Genomic DNA, 21530 nt, shown 5'->3' with positions numbered 1-21530 from the left:
GTCGGCTCTTCCGGCCCCGCGCGGAGCCGCGACTCGCCGTACCGACCGGACCGGTGGGCCTGTTCACCGAGGCCGCCGTGCCACCGGGCCCCGCCGGCCGAACCGGTGTGCCGCCCCTGTGCGCGGTGATGCGGACGGGCGGCCGGGCGGGTCGCGCACCCGCCTCCGCGACGCCGTGCTCCGCGCGCCTGTCCGCGCGAGCGGATCGTGACCGCGCCACCCCGGGGACATCGGCACGGCCTCGACGCTCGCCTCGGGCATCCGTCCGCCCGGAGGCTGCCCGCACGGGGTTGCCCTGGCGATAGCGTGATCGTCATGACGGCTGAGGAAGAGGCGCTGGTCGGCGGGATGGCGAACGCGGGGGCGGTCTTCCGCCGGGGCGCGTTGGTGGAGCGCCCGGCCCCGCGCGACGCACGGGCCCTGCATGCCTGTCTCCTCGCGCTGAAGGAGCAGGGCTTCGACGGGGCACCGACCCCTGTCGGTCTCACCGCGGACGGCGGTGAGCAGCTGACCTTCGTCCCGGGCGACGTGGCACTGCCGCCGTACCCGGACTGGGCGATGACGAACGCCGCCCTCGAATCGGTGGGGAGCCTGCTGCGGCGCCTGCACGAGGCCGGTGCGGCCGTCGCGGTGGACACCCGTGCCGAATGGCCCCGGGACCTGGCCGATCCGGAGGGGGGAACGGTGCTGTGCCACAACGACGTGTGCCCGGACAACGTCGTCTTCCGTGACGGCCGTGCCGCCGCCCTGATCGATTTCGATCTGGCGGCCCCGGGCCGCCCGCTGTGGGACATCGCCATGACCGCCCGGTACTGGGTGCCCATGCTCGACCCCGCGTCGGCAGCCGCCGCCCACCCACCGGGGCTGGACGCGCCCGCACGGCTGCGGATCCTCGCCGACGGCTACGGTCTCCCGGGGGAGGAGCGCGCCGAGTTGCCCGGCGTCGTCGAGCAGGCCACGGAGGTCTGCCGGGCCTTCGTCGCCCGCCGCGTGGCCGACGGCGACCCCGTCTACCTCCGGGCGCTGGCCGAGCGTGGCGGCTGGGAACGCTGGGACCGTCTGCAGACCTGGCTGGCGGACCACCGCGAGACGTTCACGGCCGCCCTGCTGAACTGATCCGAGGAGGGCCGCCGCTCCGGGGCCGCCCCCGACGTCGGGCCCGGGGAGCGGTGGGGAACTGGCACCCGCCGAGTCGGCGTCCACTGATGCAGAGGGTGCGCGGGGTGCAGACGATGCAGAGGAGCCCGACATGACCGGCACGGCCAGCCGTTACCTCCATCTCGTGCGGCACGGCGAGGCGACGCCCGACGAGAGCGGACTGACACCGGCCGGTCGGCGGCAAGCCGCACTGCTCGGCCGACGCCTCCGGGGCATTCCCTTCACAACCGTTCACCACGGCCCGCTCGCACGGGCGGAACAGACCGCACAGCTGATCGGCGACCACCTGGAGAACGTCCCGCTGCGCGCCTCTGAAGTCGCCGGTGACTACGTGCCCTACGTACCGGAGTGGGACGAACTCCCGGCCGACTCCGCGGACTTCTATCTCCGCTTCCTCGCCGCCGCCACCGAGGAGGAGCGCGAGCGGGGCCCCGCGCTCGCCCGCCGGGCGCTGGACCTGTTCACCGGGCCGGTGGACGGCGAAGAGGACCGGCACGAACTGGTCGTCACCCACAACTTCCTCATCGCCTGGCTCGTCCGGGACGCCATGTACGCACCGAAGTGGCGCTGGCTCGGGCTCAACCACGGCAACGCCGCACTCACCGTCATCCGCTACGCCCCCGGCCGAGCCGCCTCCGTCCTCGTCTCCAACGACATGCGACACCTGCCCGTCGAACTGCGCTGGACGGGGTTTCCCCCCGAACTCCACATCTGAGGGCGCCCGGCGGCGGGAGGACCCACGGCCCCGGGGTCCGGCGGCACCGCGGCCGACCGCGCCACAGCCGCCCTCGTGAGGCGGCCCCCGGCCCGACTGGACCGGGCGCCGCCGGACGCGGATGTCGACCGGCCGCGCCCACCGCGTGACCGACCGAGGGTCTGCTCCTCCGCCTCCCTGCGATACGTCCCCGCCGCTGGCCCCGGTGGCGGTGTCGGCCGGCGGACACGACGAGGCGGAGCCAACCGGCGTACCGCGCGAGTGCGTACTGCTCCGCATCCCGCGTGCGATGCGGCACCGCGGCCGACCGCGCCACAGCCGCCCTCGTGAGGCGGCCCCCGGCCCGACTGGACCGGGCGCCGCCGGACGCGGACGTCGACCGGCCGCGCCCACCACGTGACCGACCGAGGGGCTGCTTCTCCGCCTCTCCGCGATACGTCCCCGCCGCTGGCCCCGGTGGCGGTGCCGGCCGGCGGACACGACGAGGCGGAGCCAACCGGCGTACCGCGCGAGTGCGTACTGCCCCGCATCCCGCGTGCGATGACGACCACCGCCCCCGGCGCCGCCGTCCCCTCGCGGTGACGAGCAGCCGTCACCAGGACCGTGATACTAATACCGGTATAAGTATTGGTTCGACGTGCTCCGTGGAGACGAACACATGGTGGAGATCAAGACCGATGCCGCGCTGGACGCGATGCGGGAAGCCGGGCGTGTGGTGGCCCGCGCCCTGGCCGCCATCCGGGAGGCAGCCGGCGTGGGGGTGCGCCTCCGGGAACTGGACGAAGCGGCCCGGTCGGTTCTGGCCGAGGCCGGAGCCGGTTCCCCCTTCCTCGGGTACCGGCCGTCCTTCGCCCCGGTCGCCTTCCCGGCCGTGATCTGCACGTCCGTGAACGACGCCGTGTCACACGGCATCCCCACCGGCTACCGGCTGCGCGACGGCGACCTGGTGAGCATCGACTGCGGCGCCCGGCTCGACGGCTGGACGGGCGACGCCGCCATCAGCTTCACCGTGGGAACGCCGCGCCCCGGCGACCTCGAACTGATCGACGCCACCCGGCAGGCCCTCGACGCCGGCATCGCCGCCGCCCGGGTGGGCGGCCGGATCGGCGACATCTCCCACGCCATCGACACCGTCGCCCGCGCGGCGGGCTGCGGCATGCCCGCCGACTTCGGCGGGCACGGCATCGGCCGCCACATGCACGAAGACCCTCACGTCCCCAACCGCGGCCGCCCCGGCCGGGGCTTCCCCCTCCGTCACGGCCTGGTCCTCGCCATCGAACCCATGCTCATGGCCGGCGGGCAGAACACCTACCGCACCGATGCCGACGGCTGGACCCTGCGCACCGTCGACGGCAGCAGGGCCGCCCACTTCGAGCACACCGTCGCCATCACCGACCAGGGTCCCCGCGTCCTGACCCTGCCCTGACGTCCTCCGCGACCACCGACCGCCATGGACGCCACCGAGGCCGCTCGCCGTCCCCTCGTGCCCCGAATCCCGAGGCGTGAGGACATGGTCCCCGCGCCCGCGAGGCCGCTTCGGGCAACTCCCTGCGCGACCGCACGGACTCGGGGATCATGGGTCGTTGTGATCGAAAGTCTGAGCGAGAAAGCTCCGGACGGCGAGGTCGGGGCACTTCTCCGGGTCCTGCACGGACAGCGGCGCCACGTTCTCGGCATCCTCGAAGGGCTCGACGCCGAGGATCTGCGACGGCCCGTGCTGCCCTCCGGATGGCACTGCCTGGGACTGGTCCAGCACCTCGCGCTGGACGTGGAGCGGTTCTGGTTCCGCGCGGTCGTCGCCGGGGACGAGGAGGTCATCCGCACTCTGACGAGCGGCGACGAAGCGTGGAAGGTGGAACCGGAGGTCCCGGCCGTCGACGTGCTCGACGGGTACCGGCGGGAGACGGAACTCGCCGATGCCGTGATCACCGGCACCCCGGCCGACGCCGGACCGGCCTGGTGGCCGCACGACCTGTTCGGTGAACCGCACCTGCACACCCTGCGCGACGTCCTGCTGCACGTCATCACCGAGACCGCCTGCCACGCCGGCCACCTGGACGCGGCCCGGGAGCTCATCGACGGCCGCCGCTGGCTGGTCTTGACCTAGGGTCGCCCCCCGCCCCACCGGCGCCCGGAGCCCAGGGCCGGGGGAGTGGCCGTCGAGGTGTCGCACGGGACGCCGGGACCGCCGGGCGCGGACCGCTCGGCCCCGGCCCCGCTCCTTCACAGGCTGCGAGCGGAGATGTCCCCGTGGGAGGTGGTGGCGCGGACGTCCAGTGCGGCGGTGCCGTCGTTCCTGAGGGCGTTGTGGACGCGGCCGAGGCCGGTTTCGGCGTCCAGGGTCGCCGAGACGCCGTGGGCGGCGACGACCGAGATGTCACCGGACCGCGTGCGGAGCAGGACCGTTCCCTTCGCGGCCTCGTTGATCCGGATGTCGCCCCTGGCGGTGCTGATGTCCGCCGACCCGTTCAGCCGGCCGACCTCCACGTCGCCGTCGACCGCGGTGAGGCGCACGCTCGCGGCCTCGTCGACCTTGAACCGGCGGTACGCGCCGTCGAAGGCGACGTCGCCGAGGCGTCCGACTCCCCGGAACTCGGCGCCGGCGGCCTTGCCCTCGACGCCGGAGCCGGCGGGCAGCTGGACGGTGACCTCCAGGGACCCGGAGGGACCGAAGAACTGGTTGCCGCCGGCCGGGGCCGTGATCCGCAGGACGCCGTCGGAGCAGGTGACGGTGGTCTGCTCGGCGGCCTTGGCGTCCCGGGACTTGGAGGGGTCCGCGGGCAGGACCTCGACGGTGGTGTCGGCGCGGTCCGAGGCGATGAACTGGACGCGCCCGGCCGGGATGTCGATGACGGCGGAGACCGGGGCGGGGGTGTCGAACTTCTGCATCGTGCTCTCCCGTGTGCGTTGTTGTTTCCGACATTGGAAAAGCTACGTTGCTTTCCAGATACCGGCAACGTACTTGTTGCATAGAAGTAGCAATCTAGCAGGTCAACTGCCCTTAAGTGTTGCAACGAGCTTGAGGATAACGCAACGGTACGCGTCGATTGCGTTGCAATGAGTGCGGCTGAACGCTATGCTGGGGACATCGCCGCGACAGATCACCGAGGAGGCCCCGTTGCCGGGAGGCAGGCTCACCCAGCAGGAACGCCGGCAGATCGCACTGGGTGTGGCCGACGGCCTCGCCTACGCCGAGATCGCCAGGCGCCTCGGCCGTCCGACCTCCACGGTCACCCGTGAGGTGATGCGCAACGGCGGTCCCACCGCCTACCGTGCCGAGCTGGCGCACCGCGCCACCGAACGCCGCGCACGCCGGCGCAGGCCCGCCGCCTCCCGGGATCCGCGGTCGGCCCCCCAGCCGCACGGGCGCGACGCCGAGGCCGTGGCCGAGTACGAGGAGACGCTCACCACCGTCCTCATGGCCTCGGGGCTGCCCAGGATGACGGCCAGGGTGCTGACCTGCCTGTTCACCACCGACGCGGGCAGCCTCACCGCGTCCGAACTCGCCCGGCGGCTCCAGGTCAGCCCGGCGTCCATCTCCAAGGCGATCACCTTCCTGGAGGGCCAGAGCCTGGTCCGCCGGGAACGCGACGAACGCCGCCGCGACCGCTACGTCGTCGACGACGAGCTCTTCTACCAGGCGACGATCGCCAGTGCCCGCGCCAACGACCAGCTCGTCGAAACCGCACGCCGGGGCGTCGCCGTCCTCGGCCCCCGGACGCCCGCCGCCACCCGCCTGGAGAACGTCGCCCGCTTCCTCGACTTCATCAGCGAAAGCATCACCCGCGCCGCCGAGCAGGCCCGCGAAGTCCTGCACACGAAACCCGTGACCACCCCGAACGACACGGCCGGGTCCGGCCCGCACGACGGATAGCCGCCCGGGAGACACACCGACGCGTCCCGCCGTACGCCGACGGTCCCGGCCGCGGCCGGCGGGGACCCGACAACCCCCAGCCGGTGATGGCGCCCCCGACCGCCGGCGACGCACCTGACCGCCGGCGGCACCCGCTCCCCACTGCCGGCCACCCGGATGCCCCCATCCGCAGGCCGGCCGGACCCGGTCGGGACGTCGCCGTCAGACGGTGTGGTCGCGGATGCGCCCCAGCAGGGCCCGCAGGTGTGCGCGGTCGTCCGCGTCCAGGGCGGCGGTCGCCTCGGCGAGGGCGAGGCGGTCGATCTCCTCCGCCTCACGGTGGCAGCGCAGCCCCTCCTCGGTGAGCCGCACCAGGAAGGCGCGCCGGTCCTGCGGGTGGCGCACCCGTTCCACGAGGCCGTCGCGCTCAAGGCTGTCCACGATCGTGGTGGCGGTACGGGCCGCGATGCCCGCCATCTCGCTCAGGTCCCGCATCCGCAGCGGCTTCCGGGCCTGGGCCAGCATGCGCATGGCGCGCAGCCGGGCCACTGAGGCCCCCTTCGCCCGCAACCGGGTCTCCACGAACTGCCGTAGCCGGTACGTCGTCTCGTACAGCTCGTCGATCAGGATGTCGCTGCTGCCCTGCACTGCCATGGTGCCCAGTCTCCCCTGTCCCGCGGTATGCAAGCCATATGCTGAGTAAGCACATAGTGCGTATGCTCAGCATATGCGCCGACGTCACTCCGTGCTGTCCGCCCTGCCCGCCCGCATCAGCCAGCGTCTGGTCGTCCCCGTCGTGTGCGTCAGCGTGACGTTCATCGCGATCGTGGACGGAGCGATCACGACGGTGGCGCTGCCCTCGATCGCCCGTCAGTTCCGGCTGACCACCGCCGCGCTGGACGGGGTGGTCGTCGTCTACCCGGTCTGCCTGGCCATGGCCATACCGGCCTCCGCCTGGCTGGTCGAACGCTTCGGCGGCAAGCGCGTCCTGCTGGCCGCCCTGGCCGGTTTCCTCGGTTCGTCGCTGCTGTGCGGTGCGGCGGCCGGACTCGGCCAGCTCGTCGCCTACCGTGCCGTTCAGGGGCTGTCGGCCGGCATCCTGTTCCCGGCCTCCGCCGCGCTGCTGTTCGGCACCTTCGACTCCGCGGAGCAGGTGCGCATCTCCCGCTACATGATCATTCCGCAGCAGATCGCCCCGGCCGCGGCCCCCGTGCTGGGCGGGCTGCTGGTGGACCACCTGTCCTGGCGGTGGGTCTTCTACGTCAATCTGCCGGTCGGCCTGCCGGCCGTCCTGTTCGGCACGCTGTTCCTGGCCCGCGACCGCGGCGGCCGGCCGGGCCGCTTCGACCTGCCGGGCCTGCTGCTGAGCGCGGGGGCGCTGGGCACCGCGATGTTCGGCGTCAGCGAGGGGCCCAACCGCGGCTGGACCTCGCCCGCCGTCCTCGTCTCCCTCGTCCTCGGCGCGGTGCTGCCGGCCGCCGCCGTCGCCGTCGAACTGCGCACCGCCCACCCCCTGCTGCGGCTCAGGCTGTTCACCGACCGGCTCTTCCGGGACACCAACCTGATCAATCTGGTCGGTCTCGTCCCCATCATGGGCGCCCTGTACCTGAGCCCCCTCTTCCTCCAGCAGGCCCAGGGCCGCACGGCACTGGAGTCGGGACTGACCACCTTCCCCGAGGCGTTCGGCGTCCTGCTGACCGTGCAGATCGTCGGCGTCCTGTACGTCAGGGTCGGTCCGCGCGTGATCGTCGGCTGCGGCATGACCGGGGTCGGCGCGGTGCTGGTGCTCCTCGCCACCTGCGACGCGGACACCGGGCTGTGGACCTTCCGGGGCTACATGTTCCTGTTCGGGGCCGCGATCGGCTGCTTCTTCATACCGACCACGGTCGCCTCCGTGGCCACCGTCGACCGGGCGGACCTCGCACAGGCCACCATGCTCAACACCGTCGTCCGCCAGACCGGCGGCGCGCTCGCGCCGGCCGCGGTGACCACGGCCCTCGTCCTCGGCACCGCGCCGGACACCGGCGCGGCACCACCCGTCACCGCGTACCAGCACGCGTATCTCGCCCTCGCCGCGATCGCGGCGGCGACGGCGGTCTTCACCTTCACCCTGCCCGACGGCCCCGCCCGCGCCGCCGCCCGCGGCAGCGGGACCGGGGCCGGCCGGCCCGCTGTCCGCGGGCGGCGGCGCAACCGGGTCGGCTCCTGACCGTCCTGGGGGCGGCGTCGGATGCGGGCCCGGCGCTGCGGGTGAGCCGTCCGCCGGGCCCCGGGAGCCGAGGCAGGGCACGCCTTCACCGCGCGGCCGGGCGCCGGTGAGGGCCGGACGTCAGTCCTCGTCCTCGGGCAGGTGGAAGTAGACGGTCCCCGACCACCAGGGGCCGTGCTCGGTCGTCTCCGACGAGATCACCACGTCCTGGATCTCGGCGGGGCCCAGCCCCTCGACGGCGTCGGCCAGTCTCCGCAGGAGGGCCGGAACGCTGTCGCAGCCGGGGCCGGCGGGGTTGGCCTGTGAGAAGTGGCGCACGGTCCAATGCCTCGGAGTGTCCCTCACGGACCGATCGTAGAGGCTGCCGACGGCCCGTCGGCACACGATGACGGGGACCGGCGGTCCGGCCCGGACCGATGAGACACCCCCTGGCATGGCCGCGCTCTGCCGGAGTTGGTGGCAGGTTCCGGTCAAAAGCTTTCCCAAGTGCCGGACACCCCCCGTCGCCGGTGGTCGGGTTCTCCACGACGGCTGTACAACCACCCGTTCTGGGAGGCCCCGGTGTCAGCACCGACCCGCAAGAGACGATGGCTCACGATCTGCGCCATCACCGCGTCCGCCGCACTCGTCGCCGTACCCGCGGGCGCCGCGTCCGGCAAGAGCAGGAAACCCTTCGGGGCGCGCGAGCTCGCCCGCATCGCCGCCGAACGCGACACGTCCGTACGGGCCTTGAGCCCGCAGGCGAAGGCCGAGGACGACGACGGCAACGAGGCCGACGAGATAGCCGAGGGGGCCGACCAGTACGCCGAGGCCCGCACCTCGCCCGGCATCGTCGCGCCCGGCGCGTACGGCGCCGCCTGGACCAGCCTCACCCACCTGCCCGGCACCGGCGGAAGCTGGCGCCACGTCACCGGCCTGCCGTACGACTCCGACGACTCCCGCTACCGGGACGTCGACTCCAACTCCAGCGGCGGCTCGGGCAAGGTGACCGGCCGGATGGCCGCGATCGCCGCCGACGACGACGGGTACGTGTACGCGGGCAGCGCCGGCGGCGGTGTCTGGCGGTCCGGGCGGGGCGGCGGCCACTGGAAGCCGATCAGCGACAAGCTGCCGTCCCAGTCCACCGGCGCGCTCGCGCTCGACGGCGCCGGACGGCTGTGGCTGGGCACCGGCGAGGCGACCACCAATGCCGATGCCTACCTCGGCAGCGGTGTCTACGTCCTGTCCCACCCGCACGCGGGCACCTTCTCCTCCCGTGACCGGGTGGGCGGCGACGAGCTGGAGTCCACCACCATCCACGAACTGCGCTTCGGTGGCGGCAAGGTGTGGGCGGCGACCAGCGCCGGCGTGTGGAGCCACTCCACGAGGACGCCGAAGGGCGCCTGGAAGCTGGAGTACGCGCCCAACCCCGACTACCTGCCGGGCGGTCCGAAGGACGACGACCCCGACGCCGCGTACAAGAACATCGCCAACGACATCGCGATCGACCCGAAGGACCCGGACAAGGTCGTGCTCGCGGTCGGCTGGCGCAGCGGTGACGACTACAACGGCTTCTACACCAGGGTCCACGGCACCTGGACCCGTATCACCGGCGGTTTCGGCGACCTGCCGACCGACGCGGACGGTGTCGGCAACGTCACCTTCGCCCGGTCCGCCGACGGCTCGCGCTACTACGCCGTCGACCAGTCGCCGGAGCAGCTGAACACCAACCCGGACAGCGGACTCGAGGGCGTCTTCGTCTCCCGGTCCGGCTCCCCGACCGGGCCCTGGACGAGGATCGCCGACTACAAGGGGCTGGCGGCCTCCGGCTCCGCGCTGACCACCGCCGGGTACATGCCCGGCGTACAGGCCTGGTACAACCAGTTCCTGACCGTCGACCCGAGCGACCCCGAGCACGTCTACGCGGGCCTCGAGGAGGTCTACGAGACCAAGGACGGCGGCAGCACCTGGTCGACCGTCGGCCCGTACTGGAACTTCCCCTTCCCCTGCTGGAAGATCGACCCGGCCCGGCAGACCGGCGACTGCCACCAGACCCCCCACTCCGACCAGCACGGCGTCGCGATCGGCCGCTACCACGGCAGGAGCTTCGTGTACGTCGGCAACGACGGCGGCGTCTACAAACGCCCCGTCAACGGCTCGCAGGACGCCTCCGGCCACGCCACCGACTGGACCTCCCTCAACGACGGCACCATCGACACCCTCCAGTACTACTCGGTCGGCGTCGGCAAGGACCTCGACCACGGCGGCCTCTCGGTCACCGGCGGTCTCCAGGACAACGGCCAGTCCATCCTGCGCGGCGACGACAAGGTCATGGGCTCGAACTTCGGCGGCGACGGCGGCGACACGCTCACCGACCCGGCCGACGGCTGCCACATCGCGGAGGAGTACGTCTACCTCGCCGTCCAGGTGACGCAGAACTGCGCGGTCAACGACGGCAGCTGGGTGACCGACCCGGACAAGGCCACCTCGTACAACGTCGCCCCGGCCGACAACACCACCGGCGAGGCCCGCTTCATCGCCCCGCTCGCGGCCGACACGAAGGACAGCTCGACGTGGATCGCCGGCGGCCGGCACATCTGGGTGCAGACCCACGGCTACGCCATCCGCAGCGGCGACGAATGGAAGAGCGTGTACGACCTCGGCGCCGGCCGCACGGCGACCGCCGTCGCGGCCTCGGGCGGCACGGTGTACGCGGCCTGGTGCGGGCCCTGCAACAACCAGGGTTTCGCCCGCGGCATCTCCGTCGGGCACGTGGGGGACACCTCCCGGACGAAGTCCGGGGGAGGCGCCGGCTGGCACGACATCAGCCTGCCCGTGGACGCGACCGTGCCCAACCGCTACCTCAGCGGCTTCGCCGTCGACCCGAAGAACGCCGACCACGTCTTCCTCGCGGTCAACGGCTTCTCCCGGCACTGGACCGAGGGTCCCGGCGCCGGTGTCGGCCACGTCTTCGAGTCCACCGACGCGGGAACCACCTGGAAGGACATCTCGGCGAACCTGCCCGACGTGCCGGCCAACTCCGCGGTCGTCACGCCGAACGGCGGTCTCGCCGTCGCCACCGACCTGGGCGTCGTCTACCGCGCGCCCGGCCGCGGCACGTGGCAGCGGGTCGGCAGCCTCCCGGCCGTCGCCGTGCTCCAGCTGAGGCTGAGCCCCGACGGCGGCACCCTGTACGCGGCCACCCACGGCCGCGGCATCTACGCCATCAAGGTGCGCGACTGCACCTGACCCGCACCGCGCCGTGAAGGCAGGGGTGACCCCGGGCCGTCCGGGGTCACCCCTCCCGCGGGTACGGGGTGACCGTCATGTCGAGGACGAACCCGCCCCCCCGGGTCCACGTGGCGGCCGGTGCCTCCACCGTCAGCAGGCCGCGGTCGTGCCGCGCGCGGGACCGGCGGGTTGCTGCCGGGGACGTCCATGTGAACTGCCGGTGTGCGTGAGCACATCGGTGACGGCCGTGCGGGCGGGTCGCCGAAGGGCGTACCGAGCCGCCGGGCTCATGGGGGAACGCGCTCGGAGAACAGCGGCTCCACCTCAGCGAGCGAGCGAGCGGCGCCGCGTCGAGCAGGGCCGCCGCCGCACCGCGGGCGGTCGTGGCGGCGGAGGGATCACGATCCGTCCGCGCGGCCTGACCCGCACCGTCGTAGAGCAACTGGAGCTGTCGGGCCGGCTCCTCAGGCTCGGCGTACCCGCACGTGGCGGCCGGACAGCAGCCCGAGGGACGGGTGAGGAGGTCCGGACAGCCCGGAGCCCCGCCGGGCGGTTTCCCAGCGGGGCCTGTGCGGGCGGGCGGCCGAGGTCAGGGGCTCATGCGGCCGGGCTGTGCGCGGTCAGCGGGTGACGGTGCGGGCGGCCTGCCGGATCCGGTCGGCCATGAGCTCACACCCCCGCACCGTTGTCGGCCGGAACGCCGGCCACGGGGAAGTTCTGGTGGAACACGTTGTCAGGATCGATCCGCCTCTTGATGTCGCGGAGCCGTTGGAGGGTCGTGCCCGGATACGCCTCGGCGAGTCGTTCCGGGGTGAACGCCGACTCGAAGCTGAGGTACAGACCGTCGAGCGAAGGGCGCACCGCCGCCCAGGCCTCGTCGAATTCCGGGGACGCGTACGGCGCCACGGCCGTGATCGAGAAGTTCTGGTGCCGGTGGGCGTAGGCCGTGGCGTCGGCCGGCACATCGTTGACGGCACCGCCCACGGAACGGATCTGCAGCAGTTCGCCGAACCCGGCACGGGCCAGACCTTCGAGCCGCTCGCTGAGTTCTCCGTCGAGGTGGACGGCCAGGCCGCTGTGTGTGCGACCACCCTGCCGGCCCCGGTGGGGTGCCCGTGCCGCGGTCACCACGGCGGCGTACGGCAGGAGTTCCGCACGCCGACCGACCAGCGGCGCGACGCTCAGGAAGGGAGTCAGATCACGTCCGGCCACGGCCGGATCGTCCCCGGCGTGGACCACGGTCGCCAGGGCGAAGCCGCCACCCATGAGGTAGAGGAAGGCGGAGATCTCCCGGGGGGCGGCCTCCACCGTCTCTCCCCAGGTCCGCAGGAAGGGCGCAAGGCGGTCCACGCGGTACTGGAGTGTCGCCCGGGCGACCACGGGTGTGCGCGAGGCACGGAACTCCAGGGAGGTGACGATGCCCAGGTTGGCCCCGGCCCCGCGCACGGCCCAGAAGAGATCCGCGTGCCGCTCACTGTCCAGTGCGAGGACGCTGCCGTCCGAGGTGACGAGCTCCACCGCTGTGACGCGGTCGATGGTCAGTCCGTGCGCCCGGCCCATCCGGATACAGCGCCGCGGCGACCTCGCCCCAGCGGGCCCCAGGGCCGATGCGGACGAGATCGCTGTCGGTGCCGACCCGCTCGATCGTGTCCAGCCGGCTCAGATCGATGACGGTGCCGTGCTGATTCGTGGAAACGCTGCTGATTCCGTGCCCACCACTGCGGACGGACAAGGGACCCTCCGCGTCCCGGGCGAAACCCAGCGCCTCCACCACCTCCGCCGTCGATCGGGGTCGCACCACCGCCGCCGGGGCGCCGGTGGCGGTGTACACGTGCCGCAGATCCGCGTAGCGCCGGTCGTCGGGGCGGATGATGTCGAGCATGGCGGAAGCCTCACTGGGCGGTTGAGGATGCGGAAAACGGGCCGGCGGCGGGGTCGGCGAAGGAACTCGGCACGTCAGCGGCCGTTGCCGACGCGTCGGCGAACACCGCCCCCCGGGGCCCGACGGCCCGCGGGCGTCACTTCACGAGTTGCGGGTACAGGGTCTCGATGTCCGCGGCCAGGCCCGCCTTGACGCGCCGCGACAGGTCGTCGGCGAGCACCTCGTACGCTCCGGACTCGACTCCGCCGATGGCGAGCGCGGCGACATCCTTCGGGCTGGACTTGGGCGCGTCGACGTCCGCCGCCATGTCGGTGTCGACGTACCCGACGTGCAGACCCGTCACACCGATGCCGCGCGGCTTCAGCTCCAGCCGCAGGGAGTTCGTCTGTGACCACAGGGCCGCCTTGGACGCGCTGTAGGAACCGGCGACCCCGATCCAGGACAGGACGGAGTGGACGTTGAGGACGTGGCCGCCGCCGTTGGCCTCGATGATCGGCACGAAGGCGCGGGTGACCTGCAAGGGGCCGTAGAAGTTCGTCTCGAACTCGCGCCGGATGTCCTCGACCGGCGAGGTCAGGAACGACGCCTGCACCGAGACGCCCGCGTTGTTGACGAGTACGGTGACGTCCTTCGCCTGCTCGGCCGCCGCGGCCACCGACGCGGGATCGGTGACCTCCAATGCCAGCGGCACGACGTCCGGGTTGGTCACCGAGCGGGGGTCCCGTGCCGTGGCGTACACCTTGGCCGCGCCACGCGCCAGCACCTCTTCGACCAGTGCGCGCCCCAGCCCACGGCCGCCGCCGGTGACAAGGACCACTGCGTTTTCGAGCGATGTCATGTCCAACTCCTCAGGAGAAACGCGTCGTCCTTGATGGTTTCGTCAAGTTACCGCGTACGTATATCGACATGTACGCGTCGCGGGCCCTCAGCGCCGTACACGTCTCGATGCACATGTGGGGCTCCCGCGCCGGTGAAGTGCTCACGGTGAGGTCGCGGACACACGCAACTCAAGGCGCATGGCGAGTGGATCGTCGGCACCGTACCGGAAGGCGCATTCGACTGTGCTGTCTTCCGGTGTCTGCTGCGACGCAGCGACGGGAACCGTTCGGTGCTACTGGCCGGGAAGCGTCGCCTCGGGAGCCAGCAGGACGGCGATCCCGTTGGCGTGCGCGACGGCGTCGCTGACCCGGGGGTTGAAGAAGGCCGCGACCGCGCCACGGTGGTGGGGGCTGACGACCAGCAGGTCCGCCTTGAAGTCCTCGGCCGCGGCGGAGATGACGGAGGGCACCTGGTTCGTCAGGCTGTGCGCCAGGTGTCCCTCCGCCTCCACACCGAGGCCGCGGAGGGTGGCCAGGGCCTCCTCCAGGATCACCTCGCCCTGGTCCTCCTCCTCCAGCTTCACGACGGTGTCGCCGGCGACCATGGACGTCACGACGTGAAGCACGTGGACCGTCGCGTTCGCCGGGCGGGCCAGCTCGCCGGCCATCAGGAGTGCCGTCTTCCGGGCGGCACTGGGATCGATGGCCACCAGGATGCGTTCGAACACGGCGTTCTTCCTCTCTGCGACCGCTGCGGCCGGGGCTCGGGCGGTGTGATGACGGTGTGGCGAGGAGGGCGGGTCGACCTCTGCGTGTGACAATATGACTGGTCGTCTTGGAAGTCAACGCGGACAGCGCCCTCCTCCGAGCGTGTCAGGGCAGCAGCGGCGGGCCGACGATCTGGATGCCGTGCGCGGCGGCGAGCCGGGTCAGCTCCTCCGGGTCGGGGCCCGGTCCGGCCTCCGGCGGCACGGTTCCGTCGAACGGCACACCCACGTCCGCCACGAACGCGTCGAAACCTCCGCCCGGAGTGTGCAGCGTCAGGAAGCGGGCCGTCGGGGAGGTCACGACGAAGCCGTGCGCCAGCCCGCGCGGCAGCAGCGCGAGTCCGCCCGCGCCCACGCTCCGCACCTCGTTGCCGACCTCCACCCGCAGTGTGCCGTCCAGGATGAGAAATGTTTCCTCGTCGGACTCGTGCAGGTGCAGCGGCGACATGTAGCCGCGTTCACCGGTGTGCTCCAGCAGCGCGTAGGCGCCCGCGGTGTCGGCGGCCCGCGCCCGTATCCGTACGAGACCGCCGAGGAACCGCACCGCCTCCTGGGTGTCGGGGTCCGTCAGGACGGGGGATGTGATGTTGCCGGACAGGGAAGTCACTGCTCTCCTCGCTTCCGCTCAGTTCGGGTGACATTCGAGCAGAGAGCGGAGCGGGCCGTCCAAGACGGATGTGTCATCGCCTCATGCCGAATCGGCATGCCCCGGAGCGCCCGCGCGGGCACTTCGGGTTTTGACAATCTCAAGCAGACCGGCCATATTGATGCTATGCCTCAGGTGAGCGTCAGAGGAAAGCTGATCGAACACGCGGAGACCGTGTTCCGTCGTCAGGGCTTCAATGGCGCCAGCGTCGCGGACATCACCAATGCCGCCGGTGTGCCGAAGGGGTCCTTCTACAACCACTTCAAGAGCAAGCAGGAACTCGCCGCCGAGATCGTCCGCCGCTACAGCCGCGGGACGGATGTGACCATGCTCGCCGGCGAGGGCCTCTCGGCGGTGGAGCGGCTGCGCGCGCACTTCGCCGCCCAGGCCTCGCGTACCAGCTCCACCGGCGTCGAGTACGGATGCCTGCTGATGACCATGGCGAGCGAGGGACCCACGGTCGGCGACGAGGTCGGGACGGTCGTTCGCCGCAGCCTCGCCGCGTGGGTCGGCGTACTGGCCCCGGTGATCGAGGAGGGCCAGCGGTCCGGGGAGATCACATCCCAAGAACCCGCGAGTGACCTCGCCGCCTTCCTGATCGACGCGTTCGAGGGCGCGGGCCTGCGTGGCAAGGCGACCCGGGACGAGGACGCGGCCATGCGCTCCCTCAACCTGGCCCTCAACGCCATCAAGGCGTGACAGCCGCGTTCTTCGGGTGACGGAGCAATCGGTCCCGACGTTCGTCCCCGGTCCCACTGCCGTCTCGTTCCTGTCCCGTTCCACGCGTCGCTGTGCCGTGCTCCTGCGGTACGGCGTACGTCGTCGTGCGTCCCGGTCGTCAGGGGCGCAGCGCTTCGAGGGCGATGCTCATCTCCTCCGCGATGTGCGTGTGATCGGCCGCCGTCCTGGCCCGCAGCGCCGCGCCTTCGAAGAGGTCGAGCAGGAAGGCGGCCAGGGCGGCGGCGGACCAGGCACTGGTGATCTCGCCTGAGGCCTGACCGTCCGCGATCGTGGCGGTCATCGCGTCCGTCCAGCCGTCCAGGGCCTCCCGGACCGCCTCACGGACCTTCTCGCCGGCGTTGGCGCCGTCACTGGCCAATGTGCCGAGCAGGCACCCGAACTCGATTCCGGAGTCGCGGATACGCTCGACCTGCACGGTCAGGTGCCTCCGCAGGCGTTCCAGAGCGGGGCCATGACCCTCCAGGGACGAGTGGTCGGTGGCACGCGCGTAGCGCAGGACGATCTCCACGGCGAGGTCCTGCTTACTGCGGAAGTGGTTGTAGAAGGACCCCTTCGGCACACCTGCCGCCTCGGTGACGTCCAGGATGCTCGCACCGGTGAACCCCTTGCGGCGGAAGACGTCCTCGGCGTTGTCGACCAGCCGTTCCCGGACACTGATCTGTGGCATGTTCTCCGCTCCTCGGCGGTACGTGGCGGGACGGCGGGCGCGTCCGCGAAACAGTGGAACCGGGCGGCGGTCGCGGCCGGCCGAGCGACGACGGTGCCGTGCGGCAGAGTCAGGGGTGGGCTCGCGACGCACCTGGTCCGACGTCATCGGCCACCGCTTTGGCGACAGCCACGGAACCGGGCGTGCTCACACCGGTCACGGTGGTGCCGGTGTCGGCTGGCGCGGCGCCGCTGACCACCTGGTCGCCGCAGGTCACGGCCGTACTCGGCCACCGTCGGCTGTGCGGCGTACGCCCTGTGCCAGGGGATTCGGCCGGCTGCGGCCCGGGCAGCGAGGAGCGGTGGGGCGAGACACGTCGACGTGCCGCCGGACATGTCTCCTCCCCTCTGCGTCCCGGGCTGGACTCTCCGCTCCGGACGGCCTCGCGGTCTGGTCCTTGCTTCTCCCGCCATGAATGTGTCCGGTCGTCTTGGGAAAGTCAAGTCAACCCCCTCCCCTCGGCCCCCCGTTCCGCCGGCCTGCGGTCAAGAGCGTGGCCACAAACATTCCACTGCCGCACGCCATGCTGGGGCCGTCGACCGGTGGGACCACACGGACCACGCGCGTTCCGCGCACACTCGCCCTTCCTCACATGGAGTTGCTGATGACCACGTATCGCGCAGTGGAGGTCGCCCCTGACGGGGGCCTGCGTCCCACCGAGCGGGAGCTGGTCCCGCCCGGCCCGGGTCAGGTGCGTATCCGGGTGGAGGCGTGCGGCATCTGCCACAGCGACTCGATCGTCGTGCATCCGCACGACGACGGGGAGCCCGGCCGGGTACCCGGGCACGAGGTCGTCGGCCGCATCGACGCCCTGGGCGAAGGCGTCACGGGGTGGAGCGTGGGCGACCGGGTGGGCGTGGGCTTCCTGGGCGGGCACTGCGGGGTGTGCGCGGCATGCCGGCTGGGCGACTTCGTCGGCTGCACCGACCAGCCGTACACGGGTGTGCATGTCGACGGCGGTTACGCCGAGTACATGTACGCCCGGCAGACCGGCCTGGTGGCCGTGCCGGAGGAGATGGGCGCGGCCCGGGTCGCGCCGCTGCTGTGCGCGGGGTTCACCGTGTACAACGCCCTGGTCGGCAACGTGCGGCAGCCGGGCGGCCTGGTGGCCGGTGATCTGATGGCCGTGCAGGGCATCGGCGGCCTGGGGCACCTGGCCCTTCAGTACGCGCGGGCCCTGGCGCTGCGCGTGGTCGCGATCGCACGCGGGGCCGACAAGGAGGAACTGGCCCTCCGGCTGGGCGCGCACCACTACGTCGACAGCAAGGCATCGGACGCCGCGGAGGAGTTGACCAAGCTCGGTGGCGCCCGGATGGTGCTGGGCACCGCGGCGGGCGGGGACGTGAGCCCGCTGCTCGCCGGCCTGGCCCGCAGGGGCCGGCTGGTCCTGGTGGGGGTGTCGCCGGAGCCGGTCCGTGTCGCGCCCCGCCAACTGATCTTCGAGGCGGTGCAGGTGTCCGGCTCCCTCACCGGAACCGCCGCGGAGAACGAGCAGAACCTGGCCTTCGCCCAGGCACATGACGTGGCGCCGATGGTGGAGCACACGTCGCTGACCGACGTGCAGGCGGCCTACGACCGGATGCTGCGCGGTGAGGCACGGTTCCGCATGGTCATCGGCATCTGACGGCGGCGTACGCACTGCCGCCTCGCCGCAGCCCGACCGGCGCCCCGGACGGGGCGCCGTCCTTTCTGAACAGGAGTCCTGAACATGTCTGCATATGTGGCCGATGCGGCCGAGACCCGTTACGTCGAGGGGCCCGAGGGGGAGCGGTTCGCCTACCGCAGGTTCGGCCGGGCGGGCGGCCGTCCCCTGGTGATGCACATGCGGTTCCGCGGCACTCTCGACCACTGGGACCCGGCCTTCCTGGAACCGCTGGCCGCCGAACGCGAGGTCATCGTCTTCGACAACCGGGGCATCAACCTGTCCACCGGCGACGCGCCCGCCTCCATCGAGGACATGGTGGAGGGCTCCCTGGCCTTCATCCACGCCCTCGGCCTGACGGACATCGACGTCCTGGGCTGGTCGATGGGCGGCATGGTCGCCCAGGGCGTGGCACTGGCGGCCCCCGGCATCGTCCGGCACCTGGTGGTGGCGGGCAGCTCGGCGGGCGGTGTGCCGGACCTGCCGCCGCCCTCGGCCCGCACCCGGCAGATCATGGCGAAGCCGGTCAACGCCGCCGAGGACTTCCTCCACCTCTTCTTCCCCGAGACGAAGGAGGCGACGGCCGCGGGCCTGGCCTCCCTTGACCGCCTGGAGCACCGGCTGAAGGACTCCCAGGCGGTCGTCGGCCCGCAGGCGGTGCGCGGCCAGCTCGGTGCCATCGGCTCCTTCAAGGGTTACTGGCACCGGCAGGAGGAGCTGACCCTGCCGGTCCTGGTCGCCAACGGCGCCCACGACGTGATGATCCACGCCTACGCCACCTACGCGATGTCGCAGAAACTGCCCCACGCCAAGGTGATCCTCTACAGCGACGCCGGGCACGGCTTCCTCTTCCAGCACCCCGAAGACTTCGCCCACGAGATCAACCGCTTCCTGTCCGCCTGACCCGCACCGCCGCACGGGGGCCCGTCCCGCCCCCGCGCGGCCCCTCGCCCTGCACGCCGGTCCATGAGGTCGCCGATGACCGCGATCGACGATCACCGCGCCGCGGACTTGCGGAGAACGCGCTCGCCCAGAACGCCCGGCTCCTGCTCACCGCCCGCCCGGTCGGAGGTGACCGTGGCGGCCCCGTCACCCACCCCTGCGGGCGGGCTGCCGGCCGAAGCCATCCGGCGCTTCCGGGACGGCCGGCGCGACGCGCGGATCGCCGTACTCGACGTCTCCGACGACGAACAGCCGGGCGCCCTGGCGGGGCACCGCGTGGACGCCGTGCCGACCTAGGGGGAACCCCGGTCGGCGGATCTGGCCGGCGAACCTCTGACCGAGGAGCCGCTCTGCGGACTGGTCACCGCCGGGCATCCGCTGAGCACCGGCGCGCACATGCCGCTGTCGGTCCTGGCGGAGGAACCGTTCCTCTTCCCCGTCCACGAGCGCCGGCACTGCTGGAGCCTCCTCCGGGACCCGGCGGACTGGGGTGTCCGGCGGTGCCGGCCTCCCTGAGCCTGAACGGCTCCCGCGCGCTGTCCTTCATACGGCTGCCGGGCCTGTGGGTACGCACCAGCGTGATGTGGCGCCAGTCGGAGCAGTCACCGGCGGTGACGGCCTTCGTGGCGGCGTGCAGGACCACGGCCGCCTCGGTGATCCGTGCACGTCCGGACATCTGGTCCGCGCCCCGTCGGATGGCCCGCCAGGAGGCGCTCACGTCTCCCCAGCCGGACAGGCGGATGGTCCGAGGAGTGGCCAGTCGCCCGCCAGGAGCGCACGGGAGCCCTCCCGCTGACGGAGTGTGCGCAGTGCCCGGGACCGGCGTGACGCGACCGTTCCGGCAGGGACGCCGAGGCGTTGAGCGGTCTCCCGCACCGTGAATCCGTACATGCAGGTGTGGACGAGCACTTCCCGGAGCTCGTGACTCAGGGTGTGCAGCAGAGCGTGTGCCACCACGGACGCCGGCACGGTTTCGGCGCGGTCGGCCTCCGGGACGTCGCGGCTCTCGGCGGTGACGATCTCGTACCCGGTGAACGGACCGGGCCACCCGTCGACGACAAGACCGCGTGCCGCCCTCAGGAGCCAACCGCGCACCGCGTCGCGCCCGGTGGGCAGCATGTCGATGTGCCGCCAGGCACGGACCAGGACTTCCTGCGCGATGTCCTCGGCCGCATGGTGGTCGCCCACCCACGTCTCGGCACGGGCGACGAGCACGGCTCGGTGCTCGGCCACCAGGGCTTCGATCCGGGCACGTCGGAGCGCTGCCGGCGGCGGGCCGTGGTGGGCGCTGGTCGTCATGTTCGCGGATTCCCTCATCGGGCAGGGGCGGCCGGCCGGCGAGCCTCTCCGCCCCAGATCTGTGGCGAGACACCTGGGCCGGGGGAGGCCGCCTCCGGGGCGGGTCGTGCCCCGAGAACAATCGCCCTGCCGCAGCAGTTGCCGCTCCAGACTGTCCCAATCGATCAACTCGTGCTCCGTGCCCCGGGGACCAGCTCATAGGTGGCGGAGAGCCAACGCCACACCTTGGTGTGGTCCGTTTCGAAGGCGACCGGCTCCGGCGGGCAGTCGAAGCTGAAGTTGGTGCGATCCCCAGGTGTGGCCCTTACACGGGGCCCCAGGTGCGTACCCCGGGCGCTGAACGCAGCCGCGCCCTGGCGCCGTTCGCGAGGACGGCTGTGCCAGGACGCGGTGCGCACCGGTGGCGCGCGGTCTCCTACGACGGGCAGGACTCACCGGCCGCGCGCGTCCGGCTACTTGGCGAGGAAGGTGAGGAGGGCGTTGTTGACTTCTTCGGCGTGGGTCCAGAGCAGGCCGTGGGGGGCGCCGTCGATTTCGATGTAGTCGGCGTGGGGGAGGGCCTTGTGGAAGGGGCGGGCGGTGGAGTCGATGGGGAGGATGTTGTCGGCGGTGCCGTGGAGGATGAGGGCGGGGACGTCGATGTGGGGGATGTCGTTGCGGAAGTCGGTGGGCCAGGTGAGGGGGGCGGCCCAGGCGGCGTAGGCGCTGCCGTTGGTGGCGACGTTCCAGCTGTTGCGGACGGCTTCTTCGCTGATGCGGGTGCCGAGGTTTTCGTCGAGGTTGTAGAAGTCGCGGTAGAAGTCGGTGTAGTAGGCGTAGCGGTCGTTCTTGGCGGTGTCGGAGATGTTCTGGAAGAAGGTGTGGTCGCCGGCGCCGGTGGGGTTGTCGTCGGTCTTGAGGAGGAAGGGTTCGAGGGAGGCGAGGAAGGCGGCTTTGGCGATG

General features: G+C 72.1%; 22 protein-coding genes and 1 pseudogene. 12 read left to right on the top strand and 11 right to left on the bottom strand.

Annotated features, from left to right (window positions below):
• Positions 1–315 precede the first annotated feature (315 nt).
• From AB0946_RS40790 to AB0946_RS40775, 4 genes are all read left to right on the top strand, one after another.
• On the top strand, positions 316–1116 hold the full coding sequence (locus AB0946_RS40790) for a phosphotransferase (RefSeq protein ID WP_366765795.1): 801 nt from the start codon (positions 316–318) through the stop codon (positions 1114–1116).
• Positions 1117–1249: 133 nt separating this feature from the next.
• Complete coding sequence (locus AB0946_RS40785) at positions 1250–1873, top strand: histidine phosphatase family protein (protein WP_366765794.1); 624 nt, start codon at positions 1250–1252, stop codon at positions 1871–1873.
• 658 nt (positions 1874–2531) lie between these two features.
• Positions 2532–3299: a type I methionyl aminopeptidase gene (map, locus tag AB0946_RS40780; RefSeq protein ID WP_366765793.1), complete on the top strand. Its 768-nt coding sequence runs from the start codon at positions 2532–2534 to the stop codon at positions 3297–3299.
• 171 nt (positions 3300–3470) lie between these two features.
• Positions 3471–3980: a DinB family protein gene (locus tag AB0946_RS40775; RefSeq protein ID WP_366765803.1), complete on the top strand. Its 510-nt coding sequence runs from the start codon at positions 3471–3473 to the stop codon at positions 3978–3980.
• Between the two features lie 116 nt (positions 3981–4096).
• On the opposite strand, the gene AB0946_RS40770 is transcribed toward AB0946_RS40775, so the two are convergent.
• The gene (locus tag AB0946_RS40770; RefSeq protein ID WP_366765792.1) at positions 4097–4762 is read right to left on the bottom strand and encodes a DUF4097 family beta strand repeat-containing protein; all 666 of its coding nucleotides are present in this window, start codon (positions 4760–4762) and stop codon (positions 4097–4099) included.
• A gap of 229 nt (positions 4763–4991) precedes the next feature.
• Here AB0946_RS40770 and AB0946_RS40765 point away from each other — a divergent pair, with 229 nt between their 5' ends.
• Positions 4992–5747: a helix-turn-helix domain-containing protein gene (locus AB0946_RS40765; RefSeq protein ID WP_366765791.1), complete on the top strand. Its 756-nt coding sequence runs from the start codon at positions 4992–4994 to the stop codon at positions 5745–5747.
• Between the two features lie 201 nt (positions 5748–5948).
• Here the strand turns inward: AB0946_RS40765 and AB0946_RS40760 are convergent, their stop codons facing one another.
• Positions 5949–6380 carry a MarR family transcriptional regulator gene (locus AB0946_RS40760; protein ID WP_366765790.1) on the bottom strand — a complete coding sequence of 144 codons (432 nt, stop codon included), beginning with the start codon at positions 6378–6380 and terminating at the stop codon, positions 5949–5951.
• A gap of 91 nt (positions 6381–6471) precedes the next feature.
• Between AB0946_RS40760 and AB0946_RS40755 the strand changes: the two genes are divergently transcribed.
• On the top strand, positions 6472–7935 hold the full coding sequence (locus AB0946_RS40755; RefSeq protein ID WP_366765802.1) for a DHA2 family efflux MFS transporter permease subunit: 1464 nt from the start codon (positions 6472–6474) through the stop codon (positions 7933–7935).
• Positions 7936–8055: 120 nt separating this feature from the next.
• On the opposite strand, the gene AB0946_RS40750 is transcribed toward AB0946_RS40755, so the two are convergent.
• Entirely contained in the window at positions 8056–8280 is a 225-nt protein-coding gene (locus AB0946_RS40750; RefSeq protein WP_366765789.1) for a hypothetical protein, read from the bottom strand.
• A gap of 216 nt (positions 8281–8496) precedes the next feature.
• Between AB0946_RS40750 and AB0946_RS40745 the strand changes: the two genes are divergently transcribed.
• Positions 8497–11163, top strand: a complete 2667-nt coding sequence (locus AB0946_RS40745) for a glycosyl hydrolase (protein ID WP_366765788.1) — start codon at positions 8497–8499, stop codon at positions 11161–11163.
• Between the two features lie 651 nt (positions 11164–11814).
• Here AB0946_RS40745 and AB0946_RS40740 read toward each other — a convergent pair.
• From AB0946_RS40740 to AB0946_RS40720, 5 genes are all read right to left on the bottom strand, one after another.
• Complete coding sequence (locus AB0946_RS40740) at positions 11815–12663, bottom strand: BBE domain-containing protein (protein ID WP_366765787.1); 849 nt, start codon at positions 12661–12663, stop codon at positions 11815–11817.
• Positions 12617–13027: an FAD-dependent oxidoreductase gene (locus tag AB0946_RS40735; protein WP_366765786.1), complete on the bottom strand. Its 411-nt coding sequence runs from the start codon at positions 13025–13027 to the stop codon at positions 12617–12619. Before AB0946_RS40735 ends, AB0946_RS40740 begins: the two co-directional genes overlap by 47 nt.
• A gap of 136 nt (positions 13028–13163) precedes the next feature.
• The gene (locus AB0946_RS40730) at positions 13164–13865 is read right to left on the bottom strand and encodes an SDR family oxidoreductase (RefSeq protein ID WP_041664794.1); all 702 of its coding nucleotides are present in this window, start codon (positions 13863–13865) and stop codon (positions 13164–13166) included.
• 273 nt (positions 13866–14138) lie between these two features.
• A complete protein-coding gene (locus AB0946_RS40725; RefSeq protein WP_058084922.1) occupies positions 14139–14573 on the bottom strand; it encodes a universal stress protein in 435 nt (144 codons plus the stop codon).
• Between the two features lie 145 nt (positions 14574–14718).
• Positions 14719–15219 (bottom strand): cupin domain-containing protein, encoded by a 501-nt coding sequence (locus AB0946_RS40720; protein ID WP_366765785.1) that lies wholly within the window; start codon positions 15217–15219, stop codon positions 14719–14721.
• A gap of 174 nt (positions 15220–15393) precedes the next feature.
• Between AB0946_RS40720 and AB0946_RS40715 the strand changes: the two genes are divergently transcribed.
• On the top strand, positions 15394–15957 hold the full coding sequence (locus AB0946_RS40715; protein ID WP_014669394.1) for a TetR/AcrR family transcriptional regulator: 564 nt from the start codon (positions 15394–15396) through the stop codon (positions 15955–15957).
• A 139-nt stretch (positions 15958–16096) separates the two neighbouring features.
• Here AB0946_RS40715 and AB0946_RS40710 read toward each other — a convergent pair whose 3' ends face one another.
• Positions 16097–16666 carry a TetR/AcrR family transcriptional regulator gene (locus tag AB0946_RS40710; protein ID WP_366765784.1) on the bottom strand — a complete coding sequence of 190 codons (570 nt, stop codon included), beginning with the start codon at positions 16664–16666 and terminating at the stop codon, positions 16097–16099.
• Between the two features lie 643 nt (positions 16667–17309).
• Between AB0946_RS40710 and AB0946_RS40705 the strand changes: the two genes are divergently transcribed.
• The 4 genes and pseudogenes from AB0946_RS40705 to AB0946_RS40690 form a co-directional block, all read left to right on the top strand.
• Positions 17310–18329 carry an alcohol dehydrogenase catalytic domain-containing protein gene (locus AB0946_RS40705; RefSeq protein ID WP_366765783.1) on the top strand — a complete coding sequence of 340 codons (1020 nt, stop codon included), beginning with the start codon at positions 17310–17312 and terminating at the stop codon, positions 18327–18329.
• Between the two features lie 84 nt (positions 18330–18413).
• Positions 18414–19250: an alpha/beta hydrolase gene (locus AB0946_RS40700; RefSeq protein WP_366765782.1), complete on the top strand. Its 837-nt coding sequence runs from the start codon at positions 18414–18416 to the stop codon at positions 19248–19250.
• Positions 19251–19424: 174 nt separating this feature from the next.
• Positions 19425–19586 (top strand): hypothetical protein, encoded by a 162-nt coding sequence (locus tag AB0946_RS40695; protein WP_366765781.1) that lies wholly within the window; start codon positions 19425–19427, stop codon positions 19584–19586.
• A 15-nt stretch (positions 19587–19601) separates the two neighbouring features.
• Positions 19602–19805: pseudogene (locus tag AB0946_RS40690) on the top strand (LysR substrate-binding domain-containing protein); the annotation flags it as partial.
• 198 nt (positions 19806–20003) lie between these two features.
• On the opposite strand, the gene AB0946_RS40685 reads toward AB0946_RS40690, so the two are convergent.
• Positions 20004–20588, bottom strand: coding sequence for a sigma-70 family RNA polymerase sigma factor (locus tag AB0946_RS40685; RefSeq protein WP_366765780.1), 585 nt, complete (start codon positions 20586–20588; stop codon positions 20004–20006).
• A 452-nt stretch (positions 20589–21040) separates the two neighbouring features.
• Positions 21041–21530 (bottom strand): alpha/beta hydrolase (locus tag AB0946_RS40680; protein WP_366765779.1); only part of this gene is annotated, 490 nt, incomplete at its 5' end.

The sequence above is a fragment of the Streptomyces sp. NPDC046870 genome, from assembly GCF_040704595.1.
In the GTDB taxonomy this organism is placed as follows: Bacteria; Actinomycetota; Actinomycetes; order Streptomycetales; family Streptomycetaceae; genus Streptomyces; species Streptomyces argyrophylli.
The sequence above is the reverse complement of the archived record's forward strand: the minus strand, read 5'-3'. Positions and strand labels throughout refer to the sequence as shown.

Bases quoted from the DNA above. Each gene is read 5' to 3' on its own strand.
- AB0946_RS40790 (WP_366765795.1), top strand. From the start codon at position 316: ATGACGGCTGAGGAAGAGGCGCTGGTCGGCGGGATGGCGAACGCGGGG.
- AB0946_RS40785 (WP_366765794.1), top strand. From the start codon at position 1,250: ATGACCGGCACGGCCAGCCGTTACCTCCATCTCGTGCGGCACGGCGAG.
- map (WP_366765793.1), top strand. From the start codon at position 2,532: ATGGTGGAGATCAAGACCGATGCCGCGCTGGACGCGATGCGGGAAGCC.
- AB0946_RS40770 (WP_366765792.1), bottom strand. From the start codon at position 4,762: ATGCAGAAGTTCGACACCCCCGCCCCGGTCTCCGCCGTCATCGACATC.
- AB0946_RS40760 (WP_366765790.1), bottom strand. From the start codon at position 6,380: ATGGCAGTGCAGGGCAGCAGCGACATCCTGATCGACGAGCTGTACGAG.
- AB0946_RS40735 (WP_366765786.1), bottom strand. From the start codon at position 13,027: ATGCTCGACATCATCCGCCCCGACGACCGGCGCTACGCGGATCTGCGG.
- AB0946_RS40730 (WP_041664794.1), bottom strand. From the start codon at position 13,865: ATGACATCGCTCGAAAACGCAGTGGTCCTTGTCACCGGCGGCGGCCGT.
- AB0946_RS40710 (WP_366765784.1), bottom strand. From the start codon at position 16,666: ATGCCACAGATCAGTGTCCGGGAACGGCTGGTCGACAACGCCGAGGAC.
- AB0946_RS40705 (WP_366765783.1), top strand. From the start codon at position 17,310: ATGACCACGTATCGCGCAGTGGAGGTCGCCCCTGACGGGGGCCTGCGT.
- AB0946_RS40700 (WP_366765782.1), top strand. From the start codon at position 18,414: ATGTCTGCATATGTGGCCGATGCGGCCGAGACCCGTTACGTCGAGGGG.
- AB0946_RS40685 (WP_366765780.1), bottom strand. From the start codon at position 20,588: ATGACGACCAGCGCCCACCACGGCCCGCCGCCGGCAGCGCTCCGACGT.